This window comes from Methylobacterium crusticola (assembly GCF_003574465.1).
GTDB lineage: Bacteria > Pseudomonadota > Alphaproteobacteria > Rhizobiales > Beijerinckiaceae > Methylobacterium > Methylobacterium crusticola.
Map to the genome: position 1 here is coordinate 22327 of NZ_KZ984611.1, position 25634 is coordinate 47960.

26 protein-coding genes are annotated in these 25634 nt (G+C 74.4%); 8 read left to right on the forward strand and 18 right to left on the reverse strand.

Translation table 11 applies throughout. The annotated features are described in order from the left end of the window. Positions 1-64: 64 nt before the first annotated feature. The gene (locus DT057_RS00485; RefSeq protein WP_128560166.1) at positions 65-1075 is read left to right on the forward strand and encodes a gamma carbonic anhydrase family protein; all 1011 of its coding nucleotides are present in this window, start codon (positions 65-67) and stop codon (positions 1073-1075) included. A gap of 61 nt (positions 1076-1136) precedes the next feature. Here DT057_RS00485 and DT057_RS00490 read toward each other — a convergent pair whose 3' ends face one another. Next, on the reverse strand, positions 1137-1718 hold the full coding sequence (locus tag DT057_RS00490; RefSeq protein ID WP_128560167.1) for an NAD(P)H-dependent oxidoreductase: 582 nt from the start codon (positions 1716-1718) through the stop codon (positions 1137-1139). Positions 1719-1908: 190 nt separating this feature from the next. Next, positions 1909-2595 carry an HAD family hydrolase gene (locus DT057_RS00495; RefSeq protein WP_128560168.1) on the reverse strand — a complete coding sequence of 229 codons (687 nt, stop codon included), beginning with the start codon at positions 2593-2595 and terminating at the stop codon, positions 1909-1911. Between the two features lie 188 nt (positions 2596-2783). Here DT057_RS00495 and DT057_RS00500 point away from each other — a divergent pair, with 188 nt between their 5' ends. Beyond that, positions 2784-3104, forward strand: coding sequence for a PetM family of cytochrome b6f complex subunit 7 (locus tag DT057_RS00500; protein ID WP_128560169.1), 321 nt, complete (start codon positions 2784-2786; stop codon positions 3102-3104). Between the two features lie 121 nt (positions 3105-3225). Here the strand turns inward: DT057_RS00500 and mepA are convergent, their stop codons facing one another. Continuing rightward, the gene (gene mepA / locus DT057_RS00505; protein ID WP_128560170.1) at positions 3226-4149 is read right to left on the reverse strand and encodes a penicillin-insensitive murein endopeptidase; all 924 of its coding nucleotides are present in this window, start codon (positions 4147-4149) and stop codon (positions 3226-3228) included. Positions 4150-4347: 198 nt separating this feature from the next. On the opposite strand from mepA, the gene DT057_RS00510 reads away from it, so the two are divergent. Beyond that, positions 4348-4722, forward strand: a complete 375-nt coding sequence (locus DT057_RS00510) for a PRC-barrel domain-containing protein (protein WP_238313853.1) — start codon at positions 4348-4350, stop codon at positions 4720-4722. A 66-nt stretch (positions 4723-4788) separates the two neighbouring features. Here DT057_RS00510 and DT057_RS00515 read toward each other — a convergent pair whose 3' ends face one another. Then, a complete protein-coding gene (locus tag DT057_RS00515) occupies positions 4789-5175 on the reverse strand; it encodes a hypothetical protein (protein ID WP_128560172.1) in 387 nt (128 codons plus the stop codon). Beyond that, positions 5172-5585, reverse strand: coding sequence for an EVE domain-containing protein (locus DT057_RS00520; protein ID WP_128560173.1), 414 nt, complete (start codon positions 5583-5585; stop codon positions 5172-5174). The genes DT057_RS00515 and DT057_RS00520 overlap by 4 nt, the downstream gene beginning before the upstream one ends. 382 nt (positions 5586-5967) lie before the next feature. Between DT057_RS00520 and DT057_RS35320 the strand changes: the two genes are divergently transcribed. The 3 genes from DT057_RS35320 to DT057_RS00530 all read left to right on the forward strand — a co-directional run bounded on the left by DT057_RS35320 (position 5968) and on the right by DT057_RS00530 (position 8599). Beyond that, positions 5968-6132 carry a hypothetical protein gene (locus DT057_RS35320; protein WP_162501281.1) on the forward strand — a complete coding sequence of 55 codons (165 nt, stop codon included), beginning with the start codon at positions 5968-5970 and terminating at the stop codon, positions 6130-6132. 136 nt (positions 6133-6268) lie between these two features. Then, entirely contained in the window at positions 6269-7012 is a 744-nt protein-coding gene (locus tag DT057_RS00525) for a carbonic anhydrase (RefSeq protein WP_128560174.1), read from the forward strand. A gap of 171 nt (positions 7013-7183) precedes the next feature. Further along, positions 7184-8599 carry a DHA2 family efflux MFS transporter permease subunit gene (locus DT057_RS00530; RefSeq protein WP_128560175.1) on the forward strand — a complete coding sequence of 472 codons (1416 nt, stop codon included), beginning with the start codon at positions 7184-7186 and terminating at the stop codon, positions 8597-8599. Between the two features lie 27 nt (positions 8600-8626). Here DT057_RS00530 and DT057_RS00535 read toward each other — a convergent pair whose 3' ends face one another. The 10 genes from DT057_RS00535 to DT057_RS00580 all read right to left on the reverse strand — a co-directional run bounded on the left by DT057_RS00535 (position 8627) and on the right by DT057_RS00580 (position 21586). Next, entirely contained in the window at positions 8627-10201 is a 1575-nt protein-coding gene (locus DT057_RS00535) for a gamma-glutamyltransferase family protein (protein WP_128560176.1), read from the reverse strand. After that, on the reverse strand, positions 10198-11130 hold the full coding sequence (locus tag DT057_RS00540; RefSeq protein ID WP_128560177.1) for an ATP-binding cassette domain-containing protein: 933 nt from the start codon (positions 11128-11130) through the stop codon (positions 10198-10200). The genes DT057_RS00535 and DT057_RS00540 overlap by 4 nt, the downstream gene beginning before the upstream one ends. Then, on the reverse strand, positions 11130-12170 hold the full coding sequence (locus DT057_RS00545) for an ABC transporter ATP-binding protein (protein WP_128560178.1): 1041 nt from the start codon (positions 12168-12170) through the stop codon (positions 11130-11132). Before DT057_RS00545 ends, DT057_RS00540 begins: the two co-directional genes overlap by 1 nt. Beyond that, positions 12167-13075, reverse strand: coding sequence for an ABC transporter permease (locus DT057_RS00550; protein ID WP_128560179.1), 909 nt, complete (start codon positions 13073-13075; stop codon positions 12167-12169). The genes DT057_RS00545 and DT057_RS00550 overlap by 4 nt, the downstream gene beginning before the upstream one ends. Continuing rightward, positions 13072-14016 (reverse strand): ABC transporter permease, encoded by a 945-nt coding sequence (locus DT057_RS00555; RefSeq protein WP_128560180.1) that lies wholly within the window; start codon positions 14014-14016, stop codon positions 13072-13074. The genes DT057_RS00550 and DT057_RS00555 overlap by 4 nt, the downstream gene beginning before the upstream one ends. A 213-nt stretch (positions 14017-14229) precedes the next feature. After that, a complete protein-coding gene (locus DT057_RS00560; protein WP_128560181.1) occupies positions 14230-15732 on the reverse strand; it encodes an ABC transporter substrate-binding protein in 1503 nt (500 codons plus the stop codon). A 165-nt stretch (positions 15733-15897) separates the two neighbouring features. Beyond that, positions 15898-16998 carry a microcin C ABC transporter permease YejB gene (locus tag DT057_RS00565; RefSeq protein ID WP_128560182.1) on the reverse strand — a complete coding sequence of 367 codons (1101 nt, stop codon included), beginning with the start codon at positions 16996-16998 and terminating at the stop codon, positions 15898-15900. Between the two features lie 2 nt (positions 16999-17000). After that, entirely contained in the window at positions 17001-18863 is a 1863-nt protein-coding gene (locus DT057_RS00570; protein ID WP_128560183.1) for an extracellular solute-binding protein, read from the reverse strand. Next, positions 18860-20713: an extracellular solute-binding protein gene (locus tag DT057_RS00575; RefSeq protein WP_128560184.1), complete on the reverse strand. Its 1854-nt coding sequence runs from the start codon at positions 20711-20713 to the stop codon at positions 18860-18862. The genes DT057_RS00570 and DT057_RS00575 overlap by 4 nt, the downstream gene beginning before the upstream one ends. Before the next feature lie 330 nt (positions 20714-21043). Further along, positions 21044-21586 (reverse strand): c-type cytochrome, encoded by a 543-nt coding sequence (locus DT057_RS00580; RefSeq protein ID WP_128560185.1) that lies wholly within the window; start codon positions 21584-21586, stop codon positions 21044-21046. 320 nt (positions 21587-21906) lie between these two features. Here DT057_RS00580 and DT057_RS00585 point away from each other — a divergent pair, with 320 nt between their 5' ends. Beyond that, a complete protein-coding gene (locus DT057_RS00585) occupies positions 21907-22650 on the forward strand; it encodes a 3-deoxy-manno-octulosonate cytidylyltransferase (RefSeq protein ID WP_128560186.1) in 744 nt (247 codons plus the stop codon). 25 nt (positions 22651-22675) lie between these two features. Beyond that, positions 22676-23530, forward strand: coding sequence for a prephenate dehydratase (locus DT057_RS00590; RefSeq protein ID WP_128560187.1), 855 nt, complete (start codon positions 22676-22678; stop codon positions 23528-23530). A gap of 54 nt (positions 23531-23584) precedes the next feature. Here the strand turns inward: DT057_RS00590 and DT057_RS00595 are convergent, their stop codons facing one another. From DT057_RS00595 to bla, 3 genes are all read right to left on the reverse strand, one after another. Then, complete coding sequence (locus tag DT057_RS00595) at positions 23585-23908, reverse strand: hypothetical protein (protein WP_128560188.1); 324 nt, start codon at positions 23906-23908, stop codon at positions 23585-23587. Positions 23909-23996: 88 nt separating this feature from the next. Next, positions 23997-24467, reverse strand: coding sequence for a Cys-tRNA(Pro) deacylase (gene ybaK, locus DT057_RS00600; protein ID WP_128560189.1), 471 nt, complete (start codon positions 24465-24467; stop codon positions 23997-23999). A gap of 15 nt (positions 24468-24482) precedes the next feature. Next, positions 24483-25373: a class A beta-lactamase gene (gene bla, locus DT057_RS00605; RefSeq protein WP_128560190.1), complete on the reverse strand. Its 891-nt coding sequence runs from the start codon at positions 25371-25373 to the stop codon at positions 24483-24485. Positions 25374-25634 lie beyond the last annotated feature (261 nt).

Genomic DNA, 25634 nt, shown 5'->3' on the forward strand with positions numbered 1-25634 from the left:
AACCGGTGCATGAACGAACGGAGCGACCGGGCGCCCCGCGGCCGGCCAGCCGGAGGGCCGACCCGTGACGCCAGACCTGCTCCTCCCCTTCGCCGAGACCGAGCCGGCCTTCGCGGCCCGGCCGGTCTGGTGCGGGCGCGGCAGCGCCGTGATCGGGCGCGCCAGCCTCGGCGCGCAGGCCTGGCTCGGCGACGACAGCGTGATCCGCGCCGACGGGCACGACGTCGTGGTGGGCGACCGGTTCTGGCTCGGCGCCCGCTCGACCCTGCACATCGCGGCGGACGTCTATCCCTGCATCGTCGGCGACCGGGTCACGGTCGGGCGCAACGCCGTGGTGCACGCCTGCACGGTCGGGGACGACGGCGTGATCGAGGACGAGTGCGTGGTGCTCGACGGCTCGGTGATCGAGGACGGGGTGCTGCTCGAGGCCGGCAGCACGGTGTTCCCGCGCTCGACCCTGCCGTCGGGCTTCGCCTACGCGGGCAGCCCCGCCCGGCCCCTGCGCCGGCTGGCGCCCGGCGAGCTCGCCGAGCGGGCCGAGCGCCTGCGCGAGGCCGCCGCCGAGGACGCTGCCACGCCCCCCGGCGACGCCCTCGCCCTCGACCCCACGGTGTTCGTGGCCCGTACCGCGCGCCTGCGCGGCCGGGTCGGGCTCGCGCCGGGGGCGAGCGTGTTCTTCTCCAGCACCCTCGAGGCGGAGGTCGGCCCCATCGTGATCGGGCCGAACGTGAACGTGCAGGACAATTGCGTGCTCCACACCCGGGCCGAGGGCCTCGTGATCGAGCGCGACACGACGCTCGGCCACAACGTGCGCGCCTCGGACGGGCGCATCGGCCCGCGCTGCCTGATCGGCATGGGCGCCACCCTCAGCCCCGGCACGATCGTGGCCGAGGACGTGCTGCTGGCGGCCGGCGCCGCCACCGATCCGGGGCAGGTGCTGGACGCGGGCTGGCTCTGGGGCGGCCGCCCGGCCCGGGCGATCGCCCGGCTCGACGAGGACAAGCGCGCGATGATGCGCCGCACGGTGGCGAGCTACGGCGCCTACGCCCGCGCCTACCGCAGGCTCCAGCCCTGAGGCGCGGGACGGCCGCCGCCGGCGGGGCCGGGGATCGTTCCCGCTCCGGCCCGGGCTCCGCTCAGAGCGCGGCGGCGGCCGGCGGGGCCGCCCGGGCCAGGCGGGCGGCCTCGGCGACGTCGATGAGGTGGGCCAGCTCGCCCGCGGCGGCCGCGACCCGGGCGGCGACGCCCGCGTCGATCACCACGCCGTCCCGGATCTCGGATTCCCCGGCGTAGATCGCCGTCGGAGCGATGTGGGCGGTGAAGAAGCCGAACAGGGGCCGCATCTGGTGCTCGACCATCAGGGCGTGGCGGGGCCCGCCGCCCGTGGCCGTGATCGCCACCGGCTTGCCGGCGAGCGCCGCGGGCGCCAGGAAGTCGATGACGTGCTTGAACAGGCCCGAGTAGGAGCCGTTGTGCACCGGCGAGCCGACGATGAGCGCGTCGGCCCCCTCCATCGCCTCGATCAGGTGGGCGACCGGCAGCGGCAGGGCGTCGCGGGTGGTGACGCCGAGGCCCGCCCCCGCCTCGGCGAGGTCGTGGACCCTGAGGTCGATCCGGCGCTGGCGGGCGAGCTCAGCCCCGACGGCCTCCACCAGGGCGCGGGTGCGCGAGGGGCGGCTCGTGTTGCCGGAGAAGGCGACGATGCGGGCAGGTCTCACGGCAGGCTCCGGTGAGCGGAGGAGGGACGCAGGCACGCGGCGAAGCCCGGTCGCCGGCTGAACCGGCGCCGCCGCGGAGGAGTCCCGGGTCCGACGGCGACGGGTCTCGATGCGAGATGTTGTCCGACCCGGGCTAAGTCAATCCGACGGGGGGCCGGGGATGTTCCGCGCGCCCCGGGGTCGGGCGGCCTCACGCGCCGAGGAGGTGCGGCAGGCGGTGGAAATCGTCGAAGACCAGGGCGGCGCCGGCGGCCAGGAGGGCGGCCGCGGCCCGGTCGTGCCCCCAGTGGCCGCCGCCGGAGAAGCCCAGGACCGGGATGCCGGCCGACCGCGCCGCCGTCACGCCCGGCACGCTGTCCTCGATGACGACGCAGCGCTCGGGCGCCGCGCCCATCCGCTCGGCGGCGTACAGGAAGAGGTCCGGGAACGGCTTGCCCCGCGCCACCATGGTGGCGCTGAAGACGTGGTCGCCGAACAGCCGCAGGAGGCCCGTCAGGGAGAGGGCGTGGCGCAGGCGCGCCGGATCGCTGCTCGATGCGACGCAGCGCCGCTGCGGCAGGCGCTCCAGCACCTCGGCGACGCCCGCGACGGCCCGCAGCTCGGCGTCGAACGCCGCCAGGGTGTCGGCCCGGACCGCGTCGGTGAAGCCCGCGGGCTCGGCGATGCCGTAGTCGCGGGCGATGTGCCCCATGATCGACGCCATGCTGGTGCCGGTGAAGCGCTCCGCCACCGTGGCGAGGTCGATCGGCACGCCGATGCGGTTGAGGTTCCGCGTCAGGCGCGCGAGGCTGATCGGCTCGCTGTCGACCAGCACCCCGTCGCAGTCGAAGATCACCAGCTCCGGCCGCAAGCCGGTGCCCCCCGCAACCCCGTCCATCCCGGCTCCCTCGTCGCCCCGAGGCCCTGGCACGCCCCGACGCCCTGGCACACCCCAAGGCCCTGACACACGCCAAGGCCCTGGCACGCCCCGGCGGCCCGGATCAACCGGGCACGAGGCCGCGCTTGCACCCCCCGGGCCGGCTCTCTACTCAGGGGCGTTCCGCCACGCGCGGTCCGGAGCCCTGGATGATCCGCTTCCTGAGCCGCTTCGCCGGCCTCCTGCTGCTCGCCGCCGGCTTCGTCGGGGTCGTCTACGACGGCGCCCGCTCGATCGCGAACAACGCCGTTCTGGTCACCTCGGTCAGCGACGTCGCGGTGGCGCTGCTGAAGGACCGCGCCGCGAGCCTCCAGGCCATGGCCGAGGGCGGCCAGCCGGTCCTGTGGAAGCTCCTCGGCCTGCCCTTCACGCTCTCGCCCGCCGCCCCGGTCGCCCTGGCGCTCGGCCTCGTCCTGCTCTGGCTCGGCCAGCCGCCCCGGGCGGGCATCGGGACGCTGGTGCGCCCCTGAGCCGCAACGCCGGACCGGCGCCAGGCGGCCGTCCCTTCGGGGGCCGGCAGGCCCCCGCGGGCCGTAAAGGCCCCCGCGGGCGGAACGGCCCTCGCGGAAGGCCCGCCGCCGGGGTGGGCGCTCAGCGCGCCTTGAGCACCGTGCGGCAGGCGTCCGGCAGCCCGGCCAGCGTCATCGGCGGGCGGGGCTTGCCGGGCGGGCGGGGCTTGGGGTTCAGGATCGCGTCCGAGAACCAGTGATCGAGCTCGGCGCCGCAGCCGTCGCCCCCGGGCGGCGGCTCCTGGTCCTTGCAGGCCTGGTCGCCGGCCGGGCAGTCGAGCCGGATGTGGAAGTGGTAGTTGTGGCCGTACATCGGCCGCACCTTGGTGAGCCAGCCCCGGTCGCCGCCGGCCTCGCGGCAGAGCGCCAGCTTGATCGCCGGGTTGACGAAGATCCGGGCGACGTCGGGCTCCTTGGCCACCATCCGGATCAGCCGCAGGTGCTCCGGCCGCCAGACCTGCGGGTCGATGTCGCGCCGGTCGGGCCGCACCACGTTGGTGGCCGACATCTCCTCGCGCTCCGCCCGGGTCAGGCGCCGGTCCGGCATCGGCGTCAGCCAGACGTCGGCGTCGAGGCCGAGCTGGTGCGAGGCGTGGCCGGTGAGCATCGGCCCGCCCCGGGGCTGCGACATGTCGCCGACGAGGAGCCCGGGCCAGCCCGCCTTGCGGGGGGCCTCGCCGGCGACCTTCTCGAGGAAGTCCACGAGGCGCGGATGGCCCCAGTTCCGGTTGCGGGACAGGCGCATCACCTGCCAGGTGTCGCCGTCGATCGGCAGGGCCTTCGCGCCCGCGATGCAGCCGCGGGCGTAGAAGCCGATCGCCTGAGCGGGCAGCGCCGCCGCCGTTATGGCGCGCCCGAACAGCGCCTTGGCGGGCGTCGCGGGGTCGTCCGGGTTGGCGAGGGGCGGCAGGGGCTTCGGGTCGAGGGTGCCGCGGTCCTGAGCGGAGGCGGGGGCGGCCAGGGCGAGGAGGGCCGTCAGCGCGACGGCGGCGGTGCGAATCGGCATGGGGGTGACGCTAGCCGCACCGGCGGCGGCGCGAAACCACTTTGCGCGCGCCCGCCCGGGGGCGCTCCGCCTGGACGCCCCGGGGCGCTCCGCCCGGAACAGGCTTCGCGGGAGCGGCGTTGCCCGGGCATAGCGCGTGTTCGTTCCTGGAGGAATCTGATGACCACCGTCGCTCCGACCGTCGGCGACCGTTCCGACATGGGCAGCACCACCACCAGCCAGACCGCCGCGCTGATCGCCAGCGACCGCGTCGAGGGAACCGCCGTGCGCCGCCCGAACGGCGACAGCATCGGGCGGATCGAGCGCCTGATGATCGAGAAGACCACCGGGAAGGTCGTCTACGCGGTGATGAGCTTCGGCGGCTTCCTGGGCATCGGCGAGGGCTACCACACGATCCCGTGGCAGACGCTGCGCTTCGACCCGCAGATGGACGCCTACGTGCTCGACCTCACCGAGGACCAGCTCCGCGCCGCCCCGGCCGCCACGCCCGACGGCAACGACCCCTCCTACGACCGCACCTGGGAGGAGCACGTCCACCGCTACTTCAACGCAACGCCGTACTGGAGCATCTGAGGCGGCTCGCGACGCGGCGGCGGCTCCGCGGCCGCGTCGGAGCGGGACGCGCGGCCCGGGGACGCCTCAGCGCGCCTCGGCCGGGGCCGCCGACAGGGCCCAGCGGCACAGGCTCGACTCCCGGACCTTCAGGCAGTCGTAGGCGGTGCCGCCCACGACGGCGTGCTCGGCTGGACCCTCGACCTTGTCGCGGTCGGTCCGCGCGCAGCCGAGGTGGTCCGCCTTCGGGTCGGCGAGCCGGGCCGCGACGGCGCCCGGGTCCCCGCCGGTCTCGGTGAGCAGGATGCGCAGGTTCGCGAGCGCCCCGCAGGTCACGATCCGGCCGGCCGCCTTGGCGGAGCCGGCGCCCGTCTGCGGCGCCGGGGAGGGCGCCGGCCGCGCCTTCTGTCCCTGCGCCGGCGTCGCGAGCCAGAGGGCGAGCAGCCATAGGGTCCCGGCGAGGCGGCCCCTCACAGGCCGCCCATCCGGCGCACGAGCGCCCACTCGGCATCGGTGACCGGCTGGACCGAGAGGCGGGAATTGGCGACCAGCACCATGGCCCTCAGCGCGGGCTCCGCCTTGATCGCCTCGAGGCTGACGGGGGCCGGCAGGGGCGCCACCGCCCGGATGTCGACCATGCCGAAGCGGCCGCTCGCGTCGGTGTGGTCCGGGTAGTAGGTGCGGATCACCTCGACGACGCCCACCACCGCCCTGCCGTCGTTCGAGTGGTAGAAGAACCCCTGCTCGCCGAGCCGCATCGCCTCCAGGTTCTTCTTGGCGACGTGGTTGCGCACCCCGCTCCAGAACGTGCCGGCCTCGCCGGCGGCGACCTGATCGTCCCAGGACCACACCGAGGGCTCGGACTTGTAGAGCCAGTACGCCATCGCGCCTCGTTCCTCCCCTCGCCCCGCCGCCCGGGGCGGGCCTCGTCCCGGAGGAGCGCGCGCTCGCCCCCTCCCGCCACGCGGGCTAGCGGATTCCCCGACCGGCGACAGTGGGACGCGTGGTCACGGCGGCCCTCAGTGCCGCCGCCCGGCGGGATCAGCCCTGCCGGCCGGCACGATGCCGCGGGGGTTTCTCGGCCGCATGACGCAGCATTCCGAGCGAGAAACGCGCATTCATGGTCGCATCGGGGATTAAATCGAAAGTATAACGTGTGTGCGCGAGCGCACATCGGGGCCGGAAAATCTTCGCGCATGGTCCCTTCGTCCGATCGGGACGCTCTGTCCCGCGACATCAAGATGTCGACGACGAGGGGATGATTTCATGAGAATGATCGTGACCACGACCGTGCTGGCCGCCGCCCTCGTCCTGCCGGTGGCCGCCCAGGCCGGCACCGGAGAGGGCGGCCGGCAGGCGGCGGGGCGCGCGCTCAACAGCTCCTCCGTCCCGGATCCCGACCACGACACCCGCCGGACCACGACCCGCTGAGGCCGGCTCGCCCCCGGCGCGCTCCGCCGACCGCCCCCCGGACCACCCCATCCCGGCGCCGCGGCGCTCGGCCGGCCGGGACGACCGGCCGGGCCAGCGCGGGCCCGGCACGCCTTCCCCTCCCGAAAGGACTCCCGTGGACAGCATCATCCAGGGCATCTCCACCTTCCGCGACACCGTCTTCCCCGGGCAGCGGCGGATGTACGAGCGCCTCGTGCGCGACGGCCAGCACCCGAAGGCGCTGATCATCGCCTGCGCGGATTCCCGCGTCGCGCCCGAGCACATCACCCAGGCCGGCCCCGGCGAGCTCTTCGTGTGCCGGAACGCCGGCAACATCGTGCCGCCCTCCTCGCAGGTCACCGGCGGCGTCTCCTCGGCGATCGAGTACGCGGTGATGGCCCTCGGCGTGCGCGACATCGTGGTCTGCGGCCACTCGGATTGCGGGGCCATGAAGGGGTTGACGAACCCCGAGGCCCTGGAGGCGATGCCGAACGTCGCCGCCTGGCTGCGCCACAGCCACGCGGCCGACCGCATCGTCCACGAGGCCTACCCGCACGACATCGACCCCGCGAGCCGCCTGCGGGCCCTCGCCCTCGAGAACGTCGTGGTGCAGCTCGCGAACCTGCGCACCCACCCGAGCGTGGCGGCCGGCCTCGCCCGGGGGCGGCTGCGCCTGCACGGCTGGTTCTTCGAGATCGGGACCGGGGACCTCCTGGCCTACGACGGGGACCAGCGCCGGTTCGCGCCCTTCGCGGAGGAGGGCGGGATGCCGGTGGCCGAGGCGCCGGCCCCGCGCGTCGCCGCCCCGGACCTCGCCGGGACGCCGCCCCGGGGCGCGGGGGCGGCCTCGGAGGGCGCCCGGGCCCTCGCGGCGGAGTAGACGGATGGCCGGGCCGCGCTCCCGCGCGGCCCTGGTTCCGGCGCCCCGGCGCGGCGCGCCGGAACCAGGGCCGCGGGGAAACGATCCGCGTTCCCGGCGCCCCGATCAAACCTCCGGCACCGCCACAGATTTCCGCTGCCCGGAGGCGGCCGCGCTGCTAGAGAGCGCGCCATGCGCAGCACCCGGATCGTCCCCCTGGTCGTCGCCACGGCCCTGTTCATGGAGAACACGGACTCGACCGTGATCGCGACCTCCCTGCCGGCGATCGCGGCCGATCTCGGCGAGGACCCGATCGCCCTGAAGCTCGCGCTCACCGCCTACCTCGTCAGCCTGGCGATCTTCATCCCCATCAGCGGCTGGATGGCCGACCGCCACGGGTCGCGCACGGTGTTCCGCTGGGCGCTCGCGGTGTTCATGGCGGGCTCGCTCGCCTGCGCGGCGGCCGATTCCCTCGGCTGGTTCGTGGCCGCGCGCTTCCTGCAGGGCATGGGCGGCGCCATGATGGTGCCGGTCGGGCGCCTCGTCCTCCTGCGCAGCGTGCCGAAGAGCGAGCTCGTGCAGGCCCTCGCCACCCTGACGATCCCGGCCCTGGTCGGCCCGGTGATCGGCCCGCCGCTCGGCGGCCTCATCACCACGACGCTGCACTGGCGCTGGATCTTCTTCATCAACCTGCCGATCGGGTTCGCCGGCATCCTGCTCGCCACGCGCTACTTCCAGGACCTGCGCGAGTCCGAGCGGCCGCCCCTCGACGTCCTCGGCTTCGTGCTCTCGGGCGGGGGCCTCGCCAGCCTGATGCTCGGGCTCGCCTCGGGGGGGCGCCACCTCCTGCCCGAGGCCGTGTCCTGGACCTGCGCCGGGGCGGGCGCGGTCCTCATCGGGCTCTACCTCCTGCACGCCCGGCGCGTCCCCCACCCGGTGATCCGCCTCGACCTCCTGCGCTACCCGACCTTCCGGACGGCGGTCGGCGGCGGCAGCCTGTTTCGCATCGGCACCGGGGCGATCCCGTTCCTGCTGCCGCTGATGCTCCAGATCGGCTTCGGGCTCGATCCGCTGCACTCGGGCCTGCTCACCTTCGCGGCGGCGGCCGGCGCCCTGTTCATGAAGACGGTCGCGGCCCGCATCCTGCGGGCCTACGGCTTCCGGGCCGTGATGACGGCGAACGCGGTCGTGGCCTCCGGCCTGCTGGCGGCCATCGGGCTGTTCACCCCGCAGACGCCCCACGCGGCGATCCTGTGCGTGCTGCTGATCGGCGGCTGCTTCCGCTCGCTCCAGTTCACCGCCGTCAACGCCATCGCGTACGCGGACGTCGACCCGCGCGACATGAGCGCGGCGACGAGCCTCGCCAGCGTGGCCCAGCAGCTCTCGCTCAGCATCGGGGTGGCGTTCGGGGCCTTCGCGCTGGAGAGCGCGGCGGCCTGGCACGGCCGCACGGCGATCCGGGCGGAGGATTTCTGGCCCGCCTTCCTGGCGGTGGCCGTGGTCTCGGGCCTCTCGGCCCTGTCGTTCCGCCGCCTCGCGCCCGAGGCCGGCGCCGAGGTCTCGGGCCACCGCCTGATCAGGGTCAAGCCGGCCGCCGACGCGACCTGAGCGGCCGGCGGGCGCCCGGGGCCCGGCTCAGTACCCGAGCGCGCTGCCGTCCTTGCGCGGGTCGGAGCCCGCCGCGAGCACGCCCGCCCGCCGGTCGATCCAGATGATCTGGCCCCCGCCCAGGGGGGCCGCCGGCCGGGTGACGTGGCCCCGGGCCCTGAGGCCGGCCTCGGTCCCGGGCGAGAACCCGCTCTCCAGCTCGATCCCGCCGCCATACGCGAAGCTGCGGGGGGCATCGAGGGCCTCCTGCACGTCGAGGCCGCGGTCGATGATCCCGGTGAGGAGCTCGACGTGTCCCATGGCCTGGTAGTGCCCGCCCATGACGCCGAAGGGCGCCACCGCCGCGCCGTCGCGCATCAGCATGCCCGGGATGATGGTGTGCATCGGGCGCTTCCTCGGCCCGATCGTGTTCGGGTGGCCGGGCTCGATCCGGAACGACAGGCCGCGGTTGTGCAGCAGCACCCCGCTCTCCGGCGCCAGGATGCCGCTGCCGAAGCCCTGGAAGATCGAGTTGATGAGCGAGAGCGCGTTGCCGTCCCGGTCGACCACGCTGAGGTAGACCGTGTCCTTGTGGGCGAGCTCCGGCCAGATCACCGGCGCCTGGGCCCGCGCCATGTCGATGGCGCCCCGGGCGCTCGCCCGCCAGGCCTCCGAGAGCAGGTGCTCCACCGGCACCCGGTTCAGCCCCGGGTCGGCGAAGAGCGCGTCGCGGTGGTGGTAGGCCTGCTTGCAGGCCTCGGCGAAGAGGTGGACGCGGTCCACCTCGTCCAGGGCCGCGATGTCGGCGTGCGACACCACGTTGAGCATCATCAGCGCCGCCAGGCCCTGGCCGCTCGGGGGGCACTCGTAGACGTCGTAGCCGCGGTAGCGGGTGGTGATCGGGGCGACGACCTCGGGCGCGGCGTCCGCGAAGTCCTCGAGGGTGTGCAGGCCGCCGAGGGCGCGCAGGCGCGCCACCATGTCCCGCGCCACCGGGCCCTCGTAGAAGCCGCGCGGGCCCGCGTCGGCGATGCGCCGGAGCGTGGCGGCGAGCGCCGGGTGGCGCATCACCGTGCCGACCCCGGGCGCGCGCCCGTCGACGAGGTAGGCGGCGGCCGCCGCGGGATCGCCCGCCACCCTGTCGACGTTGCGGGCCCAGTCGTGGGCGACCCGGGGCTGCACCGGGTAGCCGTCCTCGGCGAAGCGGATCGCCGGCTGCAGCAATTCGCCGAGGCTGCGGCTGCCGTACTCGTCGAGGAGCCGCGCCCAGGCGGCGACCGCCCCCGGCACCGTGACGGCGTGGGGCGAGGTCGGGGTGAGCGCGATGCCGCGCTCCAGGTACCAGGCGTCGTGCGCCGCGGCCGGGCTGCGGCCGGAGCCGTTGAGGGCGACCGGCACCGCGGCGCCCCGGGGCGCGTAGAGGGCGAAGCAATCCCCCCCGATGCCGGTCATCAGGGGATCGACCACGCACTGCACCGCCACCGCGGCGATGCCCGCATCCACCGCGTTGCCGCCCGCCCGCAGCACCTCGATGGCGCTGAGCGTCGAGAGCGGGTGCGAGGTCGCGACCGCCGCGTTGGCGGCGTAGACGGGCGAGCGCCCCGGCTTGGAAAAGTCCCTCACGGGTGGTGGTCCTCCGGCTTTGAGGCCGCCACCCAGTGCCCGGGGGCGACTTCGGTCAGGACGCCGCCCTCCGGGATCGCGGGCGCCGGCGCGGCGCTCGCGGCCCTGAGGCGGGCCCGCTCGGCGGCCGGGTCGGGAACCGGCACGGCGCCGAGCAGGGCCCGGGTGTAGGGGTGGACGGGGTTCCCGTACAGAGCATCGCTGGAGGCGAGCTCGACGATGCGCCCGCGCCGCAGCACCGCGACCCGGTGGCAGAGGTAGCGCACCATGCGCAGGTCGTGGGAGATGAACAGGTAGGACAGCCCGAGCTCCTCCTGGAGGTCCTGGAGCAGGTTCACGACCTGGGCCTGGATCGAGACGTCGAGGGCCGCGATCGGCTCGTCCGCCACGATGAAGCTCGGCTTCAGCGCGACCGCGCGGGCGATGCAGATGCGCTGGCGCTGGCCGCCGGAGAACTGGTGGGGGAAGCGCCCGGCGAGGCGCGGGTCGAGGCCGACCCGCCGGAACAGGGCCGCCACCTCGTCGCGCCGCTCCGCCCGGCCCATCTCGGGCCGGTGCAGCCGGAACGCCTCCGCCACGTAGGCGCCCGCGCTCATGCGGGGGTTGAGGGCCGCGTAGGGGTCCTGGAACACCATCTGGATGCGCCGGCGCATCCGGCGCATCGCCCGGGGGCTGAGCGTGGCGAGGTCCGTGCCCTCGAACGCGACGGTGCCGGCGGTCGGCGGGTTCAGCATGGTGACGGCCCGGCCGATCGTCGACTTGCCGGACCCCGACTCGCCGACGAGGCCGAGGGTCTCGCCCGGGAAGACGTCGAAGCTCACGTCCTCGACGGCGCGGAACACCGATCCCCTGCCGCCCCACCAGTGCCGCAGGGGATAGTGCTTGCTCAGGGCCCGCACGCAGACGAGCGGGGAGGGGGCCGCCCGCATCACGCCCGGTCCTCGCGGGCGATGAGCGCCGGCAGGTCGTACCAGGCCGCGACGAGGTGGCCGGGGGCCGCGCCCGGCGCCTGCCGGAGCGGCGGGGCCTCGGTGCGGCAGCGCGCCGTCGCGTAGGGGTTGCGGGGCGCGAAGGGATCGCCCGGCGGGGGATGGCGCATGTCGGGCGGGCTGCCCTCGATCTGGCGCAGGCGCCGCCGGCCGGCCCGCCCCCGGCTCAGGTCGGGCAGGGAGCGGATGAGGCCCAGCGTGTAGGCGTTGCGCGGGTCGGAGAAGACCGCGTCGACGGGGCCGCGCTCGAGGATGCGCCCGGCATACATCACCTGCACGGTGTCGGCGAGGCCCGCCACCACGCCGAGGTCGTGGGTGATCCAGATGATCGCCATGCCGATCTCGCGCTTGAGCTCCCGCACCAGGGCGACGATCTCGGCCTGCACGGTGACGTCGAGGGCGGTGGTGGCCTCGTCGGCGATGAGGAGCTTCGGCCGGCAGGCGAGCCCGATCGCGATCATCACCCGCTGGCGCTGGCCGCCGGAGAACTCGTGCGGGTAGAGGTCGAGGCGGCGGCCCGCCTCCGGGATGCGCACGAGGTCGAGGAGGTCGCGCGCCCGCGCCCGGGCGCTGCGCGCGTCGAGGCCGAGATGGATGCGCAGGGGCTCGGCGATCTGGGCCGCCACCGTCATGGCGGGGTTGAGCGAGCTCATCGGGTCCTGGAACACCATGCCGATCTCGGCTCCGCGCACCCGCTGCAGGGCGCGCTCCGGCAGGGCGAGGAGGTCGCGGCCGCAGAACAGCACCCGGCCGCCGCTGACGCGCCCGGGCGGCCGCGGGATCAGGCCCAGCATGGCGAGCACGTGGACGCTCTTGCCCGAGCCCGACTCGCCGACGATGCCGAGGGTCTCGCCCTCGCCGAGCCCGTACGAGACGCCGTCGACGGCCCGGAGCGTGCCGCCGTCGCCGTCGAAGGCGACCGCCAGGTCGCGCACCTCGAGGAGGGGCGGCGCGGCCGGGGATGCGGGCGGCGCCGTCACGGGCGCTCCCGGGGGTCGAGGGCGTCCCGCAGGCCGTCGCCCAGGAGGTTGAAGGCGAGCACGGCGAGGAAGATCGACAGCCCGGGCCAGATCGCCATCCAGGGCGCCTGGTCGAGGAAGTTCTTGGCGGTGTTGAGCATCGAGCCCCAGGACGGGTCGGGCGGCTGCTGGCCGAGCCCGAGGAAGGACAGGCTCGCCTCCGCGATGATCGCGGCCGCGATGGTGAGCGTCGCCTGGACCAGGATCGCCGGCACGATGTTCGGCAGGATGTGGTGGAGCGCGATGCGCCAGGGCGGGTTGCCGACCGCGCGGGCGGCCTCGACGTACTCCTCGGCGGCGATCGCCTGGACCTGGGCGCGGGTCAGGCGCACGAAGATCGAGGTGGCCGAGAGCCCGATCGCCACCATGGCGTTGGTCAGGCTCGGGCCGAGGAACGCCGCGAGGGCGATCGCCAGGATCAGGAACGGGATGGCGAGGAGCGCGTCCGTGAGGCGCATGATCGCCCCGTCGACCACCCCGCCCGCGTAGCCGGCCAGCATGCCGAGCGGCAGCCCGAGCGCCACCGCGAGCGCCACCGAGGTCAGGCCCGCGCCGAGGGACGCGCGGGCGCCGTAGACGATGCGCGCGAGCACGTCGCGCCCGACCTCGTCGGTGCCGAACGGGTGGGCGAGCGTCGGCGCGGCGCGCACCGCCCCCCAGTCGGTCGCGGTCGGGTCGTAGGGGGCGATCCAGGCGGCGCCGAGCGCCAGGACCGCGAACGCCGCCACGATGGCGAGGCCGAGGAGCGCGCCGCGGCGCCCGCGCAGGCGGCGCCAGAACGCCCCGGCCCCGCCGGGCTCGCGCCGCGGGGCGGCCTCCGGCGGAGCCGCCGCCCGGCCCGTCGTGCCGATCTCCGCCCCGCTCATGCCCGCCGCAGCTTCGGGTTGACGAGCGCCGAGAGCAGGTCGGCGCCGAGGTTGAGGAGGATGTAGGTCGCGGCGGTGCAGATCACGACGCCCTGCACGGTCGCGAAGTCGCGGTTGAACACGGCGTCCACCATCAGCTTGCCGAAGCCCGGCACGGAGAAGACCTGCTCCGTCAGCACGGCGCCGGACAGGAGCTGGCCGAACTCGAGGGCCGCCAGGGTGATGATCGGGATCGCGGCGTTGGGCAGGGCGTGGCGCAGGACCACCCGGGCGGCCGGCACGCCCTTGGCCCGCGCGGTGCGGACGTAGTCGCTCCCGAGCACGCCGAGCATCGCCGCCCGGGTGTGGCGCATCATCACGGCCGCGATGGCGTTGCCGAGCACGAAGGCCGGCATCGCCATCCCCCTCAGGTTGTCGGCCAGGCTCTCGCCCGGCGGCACGTAGCCGGAGGCCGGCAGCCAGCCGAGCTGGACCGAGAACAGCAGGATCATCAGGATGCCGAGCCAGAAGTTCGGCACCGACAGGCCCCAGAGCGCGATCCCGTTGGCGAGCCCGTCGATCCAGGTGCCGGGCCGCACCGCCGAGACGATGCCCATCGGGACCCCGATCGCGAGGGCCACCAGCATCGCCAAGCAGGCGAGCTCGAGGGTCACCGGCAGCTTCTCGCGCACGAGCTCGATCACCGGCTTCTGGAGCCGGATCGACTCGCCGAGGTCGCCCCGCAGCACCCCGTCGGCCCAGTAGGCGTAGCGGACCGGGAGCGGCCGGTCGAGGTGGTACTTCGCCCGGATGAAGGCGATCACCTGCGGGTCGCGCTCCTCGCCAGAGAGCGCGGTCGCGGTGTCGCCCGGCAGGAGCTGCTGGAGCGCGAAGATGATCATCGAGGCGATGACCAGCGTGGGCAGCGCCAGGGCGAGGCGCCGGGCGAGGAAGCGCAGCATCAGGCCGTCCTCCGATCCAGTCCCCGGGACGCGCCGGCGCCGGACCGGCCCGCGCCTGTCGGGCGTTGCCCCGGACGGCGCCGATGCGGCGGGCACCCGGGCCGGCGCCCTGGGCACCCGGGCCGCTGCCCCGGGCATCCGGGCGCGCGGAGCGCCGCGGGGGCCGGAGCGATCGCGGCGGGCATTCCGGCGGCCCCGCGCCGGTCCGCCCGCTCAGTCGAGCCGCAGGCCCGTGAAGCGCACGAGCCCGTCCGGGTACTCGCCGAAGCCGGTGAGCTTCGGGGTGTAGGCCCAGAGCAGCTTGCGGTGGGTGAGGTAGACGAGCGGCTTGTCGGTGAGCACCCGGTCGGCGAGGCGCTTCCAGGCCGCCTTGCGCTGGCCCGCGTCGGTGGTCAGGCGCTCGGCGTTCATCGCCGAATCGGCCTCGGCGTCGCAGTAGCGCGCGTAGTTCAGCGGCATCTTGCAAGCGAGGAAGCTGTAGGTGTTGCCGTCCGGGTCGGGCCGGCCGCTCCAGTTGTAGAGGTAGGCCTCGAAGCTGCCCTTGTCGGCGAGGTCGAGGGAGGTGGTGAAGTCGGTGGCCTGGATGCGGATGTCGAAGCCCGCCTCCTTGGTCATGGCCTGGATCACCTGGCCCACCTGCGGGGCGTCGCTGTTGGCGTAGACCATCAGGGTGATGGCCGGCTTCTCGATCCCGGCCTCCTTGAGGAGCGCCTTCGCCTTGGCGACGTCGCGCTTGGGGATCGGGTGCTCGGCGACGTAGTTCGGGTTCCGGGGCGAGACCCACTGGTTCCCGGCCAGGAACTCGCCGTTGTAGACGACCTGCGTGATGGCGTTGCGGTCGATGGCGGCGTCGAAGGCGGCCCGCACCCGCGGGTCGGCGACGGCCGAGCCCTCCCGGGCCGTGTTGAACACCACGCCCTGGAAGCCGAGCTCGTAGGCCGAGCCGACCTTGAGCTTGGCGTCCCGCGTGACCTGGGGCAGGTCGGTGGGCGCGAGGCGCTCGATCAGGTCGAGCTGCCCGGCCCGCAGGTTGGTGAGCCGCACCGTCGCGTCGGGAATCGGCCGGAACTCGATGCGCCTGATCTGGACCGCGTCCCTGTTCCAGTAATCGTCGAAGCGCTCGACCACGATGCGGTCCTGGGGCACCCGCTCGACGAACCGGTAGGGCCCGGCGCAGACCGGCGCGGTGGCGAACCTGTCGCCGAGCCTCTCCGCGGCCTTGGGCGACACCATCATGCCGGCGCGATCGGTGAACTGCGCGAGCAGGGGGGCGAACGGCGTCTTCAGGTTGATCCGGATGGTCAGGTCGTCCACGGCCTCGACGCCGTCGACGGGCGAGATCTCGCCCCGGCGCTGCGAGCCCGGCATCTTCAGGTGCCGCTCGATCGAGTACTTGGCCGCCGCGGCGTTCAGGAGCTCGCCGTCGTGGAAGCGCACGCCCGGCCGCAGCCGCATGGTGAGCGCCTTGCCGTCCTCCGAGAGCGTCCAGGACGTGGCGAGCTGCGGCACGGGCTTCAGGTCGGGCCCGATCTCCACGAGCTTGTCGCAGAGCGCCGCGAACACCATGCGGCCCGTGAAGGTGCGCGACAGGGTGGGGTCGAGGGCGTCCGGATCCTCCATCAGGCCGAAGCGCAGGGTCTGGGCCGCGGCCGGGATCGACGCCAGGGGTGAGGACAGGACGAGGCCCGCGAGCAGGCAGGCGAACAGACGCGGCATCGCGCTTCCTTGAGTGCGGGGCGCCCGGAGACCCGCGGGCCCGGGCCACCGGGGTGGTCCACGCGGGGTGGAACGCGCACGAGAGCACGCAGTATCCATGCCAGGGCCCCGATCCGGGCCGGAGAGCGCGGCGCCGCGCCCCCCGGCAGACCCGGCGCGTTGGCCTCACACCGCCCGCGTCTCGAAATCGATCCGCGGGTCGATCCAGCTGTAGGTCAGGTCGGAGAGAAGGTTCACCACGAGCCCGAGCAGCGAGAAGATGTAGAGGTTGGCGAACACCACCGGGTAGTCGCGGTTGACGATCGACTCGAAGGACAGGAGGCCGAGGCCGTCGAGGGAGAAGATGGTCTCGATGAGGAGCGAGCCGGCGAAGAACGCCGAGATGAAGGCGCCGGGGAAGCCCGCCACCACGATCAGCATGGCGTTGCGGAAGACGTGGCCGTAGAGCACCTGGCGCTCGGACAGGCCCTTCATGCGGGCGGTGATCACGTACTGCTTGCGGATCTCGTCCAGGAACGAGTTCTTGGTGAGCAGCGTCGCGGTCGCGAAGGCGCCGATCGCCATGGCGGTGATCGGCAGCGTGATGTGCCAGACGTAGTCCGTGACCTTGTGGATCGGCGAGAACTGCGCCCAGCCCTCGCTCGTCAGGCCGCGCAGGGGGAAGATCTGGAAGAACGAGCCCCCGGAGAGGAGCACGATCAGCAGGATCGCGAACAGGAAGCCCGGGATCGCGTAGCCGACGATGACCACGCCGGAGGTCCAGATGTCGAAGGGCGAGCCGTCCCGCACCGCCTTGCGGATGCCGAGGGGGATCGAGATCGCGTAGGAGATCAGCGTCATCCAGAGGCCGAGCGTGACCGAGACCGGCAGCTTCTCGCGGATGAGCTGGATCACCGAGACGTCGCGGAAGTAGCTCTTGCCGAAATCGAAGCGGGCGTAGTCCCACAGCATCTTGGCGAAGCGCTCGGGCGCCGGCTTGTCGAAGCCGTACTGCTCCTCGAGGCGCCGGATGAAGGCGGGGTCGAGCCCCTGCGCGCCGCGGTAGCGGGAGCTCGACTCGCCGCCGGACGGCGCCGCCGCCCGCCCGCCGAGGTCTCCGCCCCCGCCCGTCACCCGCGACATCGCGGTGTTCTGGCCCTGGAGCTGGGCGAGCACCCGCTCCACCGGCCCGCCGGGGGCGAACTGCACGATCACGAACGAGACCAGCATGATGCCGAGGATCGTCGGGATCATCAGGAGCAGGCGGCGCAGGATGTAGGCGGCCATGCTCAGCTCCGTCCGATCCGCCGCGCCTTCCCGGCATCGTGCCACCAGATCGCGGGCGCGCCGAGCCCGTAGCGCGGCAGCGCGGGCGGGCGGCCGTACACGTCCCAGACCGCCAGGCGGTGGGAGGCGCCGTACCACATCGGCACCCAGTAGCGGCCGGCGCGCAGCACCCGGTCGAGGGCCCGGCAGGCGGTGGTGAGCTCGGCCCGCGTGCCCGCGTCGGCGATGCGGTCGAGCATCGCGTCGGCGGCCGGGTCGCCGATGCCGGCGAGGTTCTGGGAGCCCGGCGTCCCGGCGCTGCGGCCGCCGTAGACCTCCCGCAGGGAGGCGCCGGGCGTCACCGAGCCGCCGAAGCGGGAGGACACCACGTCGAAGTCGAAATCCTTGAGCCGGGATTGGTACTGGGCGGCGTCGACGAGGCGCGAGCTCGCCCGGATGCCGAGCAGGCCGAGGTTCTTGATGAAGGGCTGCACCAGCGGCTGGAAGACCGGGCTCGAGTCGAGGAACTCGAAGGCGAGCGGCTGGCCGTCCGGCAGCTTCATCTGGCCGCCCTCGCGGGTGCAGCCGGCCTGCCGCAGCAGCGTGTCGGCCCGGCGCAGCAGCGCCCGGTCCTGGCCCGAGCCGTCCGAGCGCGGCGGCGCCCACGGCTCGCCGAAGACCTCGTCCGGCACCCGCCCCCGCCAGGGCTCGAGCAGGGCCGCCTCCTCGGGCGAGGGCAGGCCCTGCGCCTTCAGGTCCGAGTTCTCGAAGAACGAGGCCGTGCGCGCGTAGGCGCCGTACATCAGGTTCTGGTTGCTCCACTCGAAGTCGAAGGCGAGCCCGATCGCCTCGCGGATGCGGGGATCGCGGAACACGGGCCGGCGCGTGTTGAACCACCAGCCCTGGGTGCCCGAGGGCGTGGCGTCCGGCACGGTCTCGCGCTTGACGCGGCCCTCCTGCGCCGCCGGGAAGTCGTACCCGGTGGCCCAGACCCGGGCGGTGAACTCCTCCCGCCAGGTGAAGGTGCCGGCCTTGAAGGCCTCGAACGCGACGTCGCGGTCGCGAAAATACTCGTACCGGATCTCGTCGAAGTTGTTCTGGCCGACGTTCACCGGAAGCTCGGCGCCCCAGTAGTCGCGCACGCGCTCGAAGGCGATGAAGCGGCCGACCTCGAAGCGCGCGACCTGGTAGGGGCCGGACCCGAGGGGCGCCTCGAGGGTCGAGGCCTCGAAGTCGCGGCCGGCGTAGTAGGCCGCCGAGAAGATCGGCAGCTCGGCGACGATCAGCGGCAGGTCGCGGCTGCGGCCCGGCGCGAACGTGACCACGACCGTGCCCTCGCCGTCGGCGCGCGCCCCCGCCACGTCGCGCAGCACCTGGGCGATGCGCGGGTGCCCCTTGTGCTTGAGGGTCTCGATCGAGAAGGCGACGTCCCGGGCGGTCAGGCGCGCGCCGTCGTGGAAGCGGGCCTGGGGGCGCAGGGCGAAGCGGTAGGTGAGGCCGTCCTCGCTCGCCGCGACGGAGCGGGCGACGAGGCCGTAGAGGCTGTCGGGCTCGTCGAGCGCCCGGACCATCAGGCTGTCGAAGGTCAGGTCCATGCCGGCGGCGCCGTCGCCCCTCAGCACGTAGATGTTGAGGGTGTTGAAGGTCTCGAAGGCCTGGTTGCCGGCCGTCGAGGTGATCTGCGTCGAGAAGGTGCCGCCCCGGGGCGCCAGCGGCTCGACGTAGTCGAAGCGGGGGAATCCCGCCGGGTACTTGAGGTCGCCGAAGCTCGAGAGGCCGTGGCGCTCCGCCTCCGCGGCCCGGGCCGGCCGGCTGCCGGCCGGGACGGCAGCCCCGGCCAGGAGGGCGGCCCCGCCGCCGGCGAGCAGGCCCCGGCGGTCGATCATCGCGCCACCCCGGTCCTGGCCGCGAGCGCGGCGTCGTACCACCACGTCGTCGGGAAGCCCGAGCCGCCGTAGCGCGGCAGCGTGGCCGGGTGGGCGAAGCGGTTCCAGCGCAGGGTGCGGGTCACGTCGGAGGCCCATTGCGGCACGACGTAGTCGTGGGCGAGGAGGACCCGGTCGAGCGCCCGGGTCGCCGCCACGAGCCCGGGCCGGTCGGTGGCGAAGATCACCCGGTCGATCAGCGCGTCGATCCCCGCGTCCTTGATGCCCGCGATGTTGCGCGAGCCCGGCCGGTCGGCGGCGGCCGAGCCCCAGAAGTCGCGCTGCTCGTTGCCCGGGGAGAGCGACTCGGCCCAGGAGTTCAGCGCGAGCGCGTCGAAGTCGAAGCTGCGCACCAGGTTCTGGTACTGGGCCGGGTCGACGAGGCGCAGGGAGACCTTGATGCCGACGCGCTCGAGCTGGGCGCGGTAGGGCAGCACCACCCGCTCGGCGGAGTTGTCGTAGCCGAGGAACTCCACCGTGAGGGGCTGGCCCGTGGCCTTCTCGACCATCTGGCCGCCGCGGATCTCGTAGCCCGCCTCCTGGAGCAGGCGCACCGCCTCCCGCAGGTTGGCGCGCAGGGCCTCGGCGCTGCCGTTGACGGGGTTCCGGTAGGGCGTGGTGAACACGCTCGCCGGCACCTTGTCGCGCACGCTCTCCAGGATCTCCCGCTCCGGCCCCTCGGGCAGGCCCGAGGAGGCGAGCTCGGTGCCGAAGAAGTAGGAATCGACCCGCCGGTAGAGGCCGTAGAACAGGGTGCGGTTCATCTCCTCGAAGTCGAAGGCGAGGTTGAAGGCCCGGCGCACCCGCTCGTCGGCGAATTTCGGCCGGCGCAGGTTGAAGGTGAAGGCCTGCATGAGGCCGAGCCCGCGCTGCGGGAACTCCTCCTTGACGATCCGGCCCTCCCGGACCGCCGGGAAGCCGTCGTAGGCGGTGGCCCAGTTGCGGGCGATGTTCTCCGAGCGCCAGTCGAACTGGTCGGCCTTGAAGGCCTCGATCAGCACCGTGGCATCGCGAAAATACTCGTCCCGGACGGTGTCGAAGTTGTAGCGCCCCTTGTTCACCGGGATGTCGCGGCCCCAGTAGTCGGGCACCCGCTCGTAGGCGACGGAGCGGCCGGCCTCGAAGCGGGCGAGGCGGTAGGGGCCGGAGCCGAGCGGGATCTCGAGGGTCGTCTCGGTCGGGTTGCGGGGGCGGCCCTGCGCGTCGCGGCCCTGCCACCAGTGCCGGGGCAGCACCGGCAGCTGGCCGACGATCTGGGGCAGCTCGCGGTTGCCGGTCTCCGAGAAGGTGAAGCGCACCTCGCGCGGGCCGGTCGCCTCGGCCTTGCTCACGTTCTGGTAGTAGAAGGCGTATTGCGGGCTGTTCGCCTTCAGCAGCGCGAAGGAGAACACCACGTCGTCCGCCGTGAGGGGCTCGCCGTCGTGCCAGCGCGCCTGCGGGCGCAGCCGGTAGGTGACGCTGCCGAGGTCGTCGGCGAGCTGCACCCCCTCGGCGAGGAGGCCGTAGGAGGTGAAGGGCTCGTCGCCCGCCTCCGTCATCAGCGTGTCGTAGATCAGCGGGATCTGGCCCTCGAGGTCGCCCTTCACCCCGGACACCACGAGGTTGAAGTTGTCGTAGGACCCCTGCGTGCCGATCCGCAGCAGGCCGCCCTTCGGGGCGCCCGGGTCGGCGTAGTCGAAGTGGGTGAAGTCCGCCGGGTATTTGGGCGTGCCGAGGAGCGAGAGGCCGTGGCGCCAGGCGCCGTCCTGCGCCCAGGCGGGCACGGCGGCGAGGCACAGGAGGGCGAGGGCGGCGGCGTTGCGTGCGATCACGCGGGGGGTGTCCTCCGGAAGGGCCGGCGCGGGCCGGGCGTGGGCGCGTCGCTCCCGTTGTAGGTCGCAAGCCGCCGCAGCGCCAACCGGGGCGCGTCCGCGCAGGGCGCAAGGCCCCCCGCGCGCGACCGGCGCCCGCGGTCGGATGCCCCCGAACGGGAGAGGCCGGCGCGCCGAACGCTCCGGGTCCGCACTTCGATTCTTCTCGCGCCGCGATCCCTGCCGCACGGCGATCGCCGCCGCGCCGCGGGTCGAGCGGTGGACCGTCCGGGGCCGGCCCCTCGGGGCGCGGTCCTCAGGACCCGGGTCTCGGGACCTGGGCCCCGGGCCTCAGGGCTTGGGGAAGTCGACCGGCTTGTCCGAGAGGCCCTTGAGGTAGGCCAGGATGTCGGCCCGCTCCTGGCCGGAGGGCACGCCCGCGAAGGCCATGATGGTGCCCGCCACGAAGGCCTTGGGGCCGTGGATGAAGTGGTCGAGGTCCTCGTAGCTCCACTCGCCGCCCTTCGCCTTCATGGCGGCGGAGTAGTTGAAGCCCTCGTGGCTGCCCTTCGCCCGCCCGACGACGCCCCAGAGGTCCGGGCCGACCTTGTTCGGGCCGCCCTTCTCGAAGCTGTGGCAGGCCTGGCACTTCTTGGCCGCCGACTGGCCCTTGGCGGCGTCGGCGCTGGCGAGCCGCACCGGCAGGGGCTCGTCCTTGGCGGCCTCGGGCGCGCCGCCGCCCGCGGCCGCCTCCTGGGCGGCCGGCAGCGCGTAGCCGCGGTCACCCGCCGGCTTCGGCTTGTAGATCAGCTCGGCCAGGAACCCCGTGCCCATCGCGAACAGCAATGCGCCGAGCACCGCGCCGGCGACCTTGTTAAGCTCGAAGGAATCCATACTCGGCAGCTCCGGTGCTCCGATGAGCAGGGCCTCTGGGGCGGGTGGCGACAGGACGCGGCGCGTCGGGGACGCCGCGCCGCTCAGGAACGTCGGGGGGTGCTTAGCCGTTCTGCAACGCCGTTGACAATGGCTCTAAACGCTGTCCGTTGGTCGCAGCACGCCGACCGGGAACGGCCCGGGGTCCCCGCGTCTCCCCCGCGGGCCGCGGCCCGGCGCGCCACGACGGAGGCCGAGACGGCCGCCACGACGGCCGCGCCATGACAAGCGCCACGGCCGCTGGTAAGAGCCCCGGCTTCGCCGGCCCCCAACGATCCGCCATGTCCGATCCGCTCGTCCTGATTCCCGCCCGCCTCGCCGCCACGCGGCTGCCCGAGAAGCCGCTGGCCGACATCGCCGGCGAGCCGATGATCGTGCACGTCTGGCGCCGGGCGATCGAGGCCGGCATCGGGCCGGTGGTGGTCTGCACCGACACGCCCGCCATCGTGGCTGCGGTCGAGGCCGTAGGCGGGCTCGCGGTGATGACCCGGCCCGACCACCCCTCGGGGTCCGACCGCCTGGCGGAGGCCTTGGCGGTGATCGACCCGGAGGGGCGTCACGACGTGGTGGTCAACGTCCAGGGCGACCTGCCGACCATCGACCCCGCGGCCATCGCCGCGGCGGTGACGCCGCTCGCCGACCGGGCGGTGGACATCGCGACGCTCTGCGCCGTCATCACCCGGGAGGACGAGCGCACGGCGCCGAGCGTCGTCAAGCTCGTCGGCACGGCGGTGGGCCCGCGGCGCCTGCGCGCGCTCTACTTCACCCGGGCGACCGCGCCCTGGGGCGAGGGGCCGCTCCACCACCACATCGGCCTCTACGCGTATCGCCGGCGCGCGCTCGCCCGCTTCGTCGCCCTGCCCCAGAGCCCCCTGGAGCAGCGCGAGAGGCTGGAGCAGCTCCGCGCCCTCGAGGCCGGGATGCGCATCGACGCCGTGGTGGTGGACGACGTGCCGCTGGGCGTCGACACGCCCCACGACCTCGCGCGCGCCCGCGCCATCCTGGCGGCCCGGCGCCTGAACTGACCCGTCTCGGAAGCCTGTCGATCCCATGAGCCAGATCATCTCCTACCAGGGCGAGCCCGGGGCCAACTCGCACATCATGTGCGCGGAGGCCTATCCCGACGCGACGCCGCTGCCCTGCGCCACCTTCGAGGACGCCCTGACGGCGGTCTCCGACGGCAGCGCCGACCTCGGCATGATCCCGATCGAGAACTCCATCGCGGGCCGCGTCGCCGACATCCACCACCTGCTGCCGGCCTCGGGCCTCCACATCGTGGGCGAGCAGTTCCTGCCGATCCACTTCCAGCTCATGGCGCTGCCCGGCACGCCCCTCGCGGCGATCCGCAGCGTGCACAGCCACATCCACGCCCTGGGCCAGTGCCGCAAGGTCATCCGGCGCCTCGGCCTCAAGGCCGTGGTGGCGTCCGACACCGCGGGCGCCGCCCGCCAGGTGGCGGAGGCGGGCGACCCGACCCGCGCCTCGCTGTCGCCGCGCCTGGCGGGCGAGATCTACGGCCTCGAGATCCTGGAGGCGGACGTCGAGGACGAGGCCCACAACACCACCCGGTTCGTGGTGCTGGCCCGCCGGCCCGCCCCGCCGCCGCCCGAGGCGGGGCCGGCCGTGACGAGCTTCGTGTTCCGGGTGCGCAACATCCCGGCCGCGCTCTACAAGGCCCTCGGCGGCTTCGCCACCAACGGCGTCAACATGACGAAGCTCGAGAGCTACATGGTCGAGGGCCAGTTCACCGCGACCCAGTTCTACGCCGAGGTCGACGGCCACCCCGACGAGCCGTCCCTGCGCCGGGCCCTCGACGAGCTGACCTACTTCTCGAGCGCGTTCCGGATCATCGGCACCTACCCGGCCCACCCGTTCCGCGAGAGCGCCCGGCCTCCGGCCGAGTGACCCGGCGCCGCGCCGGTCCCGGACGCGGCTCCCGGGCGCCGTCGGGGGGCCGGTTCAGGGGCAGGCGCGCAGCCGCCGGCCGTAGGGGTCGTCGACGCCGAGGGGCGGCGGGAAGCCGTAGTAGCTCGGCTTGCCGAGGCCGTAGGGCGAGCCGACGTAGGTCGGGTCCAGGGGGCCGTTCGTCGGCACGAGGGGCCGGCCCGGCGGGCAGGCCGCGCCGCCCCAGGGCGGGGCTCCGCGGCGCGCGACGTCGCCGTCCCCGCGGGGGAAGTAGCGGATGCCGGATTCGTGGCCCGGGCCGGGCAGGTCGGCGGCGAGCGCCGTGCCCGCGAGGGCGAGCCCCACCAGGCTCCCGACGAGCCTCCCGCCGTGCCGCATCGCTCCGTCACTCCCGTGCGCCGGCCGCATTCCGGGTGCGCCGCCCCGGGAGCCTTGCGGGGTCGTGGTTAACGGAGCGTTGCGGGGCTCAGGTCACGGACTCGGTGCGGGCGCCGAGCAGGGCCACGAGGTCGCCGGGCGCGAGCTGCACCTGGAGGCCCCGCTGGCCGCCGTTGACGAAGACGCGGGCGTGCCCGAGGGCGGCGGCGTCGACGAGGGTCGGCACGGCCCGCTTCTGCCCGAGCGGGCTGATGCCGCCGACGTGGTACCCGGTCAGCCGCTCGGCCTCGGCCGGGCGCATCATCGCGGCGGATTTCGCCCCGAAGGCCGCCGCGAGCTTCTTGAGCGACACCTCCCGGTCCGAGGGCACCAGCACGCAGACCGGTCTCGCGTCCGCCTGGGCCATCAGGGTCTTGAGCACCCGCTCCGGCGGCACCCCGAGGGCCTCGGCGGCCTGCAGCCCGATGCGGGCGGCGTCCGGGTCGTACGCGTAGGCGTGGACGCTGTGGGGCACGCCGGCGCGGCTCAGCGCGAGGGTGGCGCGGGTGGTCTTCGACATGGCGGGCCGCGGCGCTCAGGCGCCCGGAAACGTCCGGGCGATCAGCCGGCCGACCTCGGCGTGCAGGGCGTTGCGCGCGTCGGGCTCGGCCGGCGACCCGGTGAGATACACGCTCGCCAGCAGCGGCGCACCGCCCGGGCGGCGCACCAGGGCCACCACGTTGGCGGTGCCGTTCTCGCCCGTGCCGGTCTTGTCGGCGACCTGCCAGTCCGCCGGGACGCCGGCGCGCAGGCGCTTGGCGCCGGTCGGGCTCTCGGTCATCCAGCCGGCGAGGCGGGCGCGCGAGGCGGGCGACAGGGCCTCGCCGAGGAGGACCGCCTCGAGGAGGCCCAGCATGGCGGCCGGGGTGGTGGTGTCGCGCGGGTCGCCCGGGATCGCCGTGTTGAGGGTGGGCTCGGTGCGGTCGAGGCGCGTGAGGGTGTCGCCGTGGGCCCGCGCGAAGGCGGTGACGCCCTCCGGCCCGCCGAGGGCCCGCAGCATCAGGTTGCCGGCGGTGTTGTCGCTCCACACCACGGCGGCGGCGCAGATGTCGGCGAGCGTCATGCCGTCCGCGACGTGCCGGCCCGTCACGGGCGCGTAGGCGTCGAGGTCGGCCTGGGCGTAGGTCATCCGGCGCTCCAGGCTCTCCTCGGCCCGGTCGACCCGGGCCAGGATGGCGGCCGCCGCCAGGGCCTTGAAGGTGCTGCAGAGCGGGAAGCGCTCGTCGGCCCGGTGGCCGAAGCGGCGGCCCGTGCCGGTGTCCCGCACCTCGACGCCGAGCCTGCCGCCGTCGCGGCGCTCGAGCTGCGCGAGGCGCGCGGCGGCGTCCTCGGCCGCCCACGCGGTCCGGACCGTGCCGGCGAGGAAGGGGCCGCCCGCGAGGGCGGTGCCGCCGATGAGGGCGGCGCGGCGGGTGAGACTGGGCATCGCGGGGTCCCCGGGCGCGAATCGTCGATCCTCGCTGTCTCGGCCGGAACCTTGGCAATATCGCGCTGCCACCGTGACGAGACCGCGGCGGTTTCGCCACCACGGGACCGCCATCACGGGATCCTGGCGGTCCCGCCGGCGGGGAGCGCGGGGCTGCGCCTCACCGGGGGCCGTCGAGGTCCGCGAGCGGACCCGGCGCCGCGGGCCGGGCCGGGGCGGGCCGCGCGCGGGCGAGGTCGCGGGCGAGCCCCGCGAGGTCCG

Bases quoted from the DNA above. Each gene is read 5' to 3' on its own strand.
- DT057_RS00495 (WP_128560168.1), bottom strand. From the start codon at position 2,595: ATGGACGGGGTTGCGGGGGGCACCGGCTTGCGGCCGGAGCTGGTGATC.
- DT057_RS00500 (WP_128560169.1), top strand. From the start codon at position 2,784: ATGATCCGCTTCCTGAGCCGCTTCGCCGGCCTCCTGCTGCTCGCCGCC.
- mepA (WP_128560170.1), bottom strand. From the start codon at position 4,149: ATGCCGATTCGCACCGCCGCCGTCGCGCTGACGGCCCTCCTCGCCCTG.
- DT057_RS00510 (WP_238313853.1), top strand. From the start codon at position 4,348: ATGGGCAGCACCACCACCAGCCAGACCGCCGCGCTGATCGCCAGCGAC.
- DT057_RS00520 (WP_128560173.1), bottom strand. From the start codon at position 5,585: ATGGCGTACTGGCTCTACAAGTCCGAGCCCTCGGTGTGGTCCTGGGAC.
- DT057_RS35320 (WP_162501281.1), top strand. From the start codon at position 5,968: ATGAGAATGATCGTGACCACGACCGTGCTGGCCGCCGCCCTCGTCCTG.
- DT057_RS00530 (WP_128560175.1), top strand. From the start codon at position 7,184: ATGCGCAGCACCCGGATCGTCCCCCTGGTCGTCGCCACGGCCCTGTTC.
- DT057_RS00540 (WP_128560177.1), bottom strand. From the start codon at position 11,130: ATGCGGGCGGCCCCCTCCCCGCTCGTCTGCGTGCGGGCCCTGAGCAAG.
- DT057_RS00550 (WP_128560179.1), bottom strand. From the start codon at position 13,075: ATGAGCGGGGCGGAGATCGGCACGACGGGCCGGGCGGCGGCTCCGCCG.
- DT057_RS00555 (WP_128560180.1), bottom strand. From the start codon at position 14,016: ATGCTGCGCTTCCTCGCCCGGCGCCTCGCCCTGGCGCTGCCCACGCTG.
- DT057_RS00560 (WP_128560181.1), bottom strand. From the start codon at position 15,732: ATGCCGCGTCTGTTCGCCTGCCTGCTCGCGGGCCTCGTCCTGTCCTCA.
- DT057_RS00565 (WP_128560182.1), bottom strand. From the start codon at position 16,998: ATGGCCGCCTACATCCTGCGCCGCCTGCTCCTGATGATCCCGACGATC.
- DT057_RS00570 (WP_128560183.1), bottom strand. From the start codon at position 18,863: ATGATCGACCGCCGGGGCCTGCTCGCCGGCGGCGGGGCCGCCCTCCTG.
- DT057_RS00580 (WP_128560185.1), bottom strand. From the start codon at position 21,586: ATGGATTCCTTCGAGCTTAACAAGGTCGCCGGCGCGGTGCTCGGCGCA.
- DT057_RS00585 (WP_128560186.1), top strand. From the start codon at position 21,907: ATGTCCGATCCGCTCGTCCTGATTCCCGCCCGCCTCGCCGCCACGCGG.
- DT057_RS00590 (WP_128560187.1), top strand. From the start codon at position 22,676: ATGAGCCAGATCATCTCCTACCAGGGCGAGCCCGGGGCCAACTCGCAC.
- DT057_RS00595 (WP_128560188.1), bottom strand. From the start codon at position 23,908: ATGCGGCACGGCGGGAGGCTCGTCGGGAGCCTGGTGGGGCTCGCCCTC.
- ybaK (WP_128560189.1), bottom strand. From the start codon at position 24,467: ATGTCGAAGACCACCCGCGCCACCCTCGCGCTGAGCCGCGCCGGCGTG.
- bla (WP_128560190.1), bottom strand. From the start codon at position 25,373: ATGCCCAGTCTCACCCGCCGCGCCGCCCTCATCGGCGGCACCGCCCTC.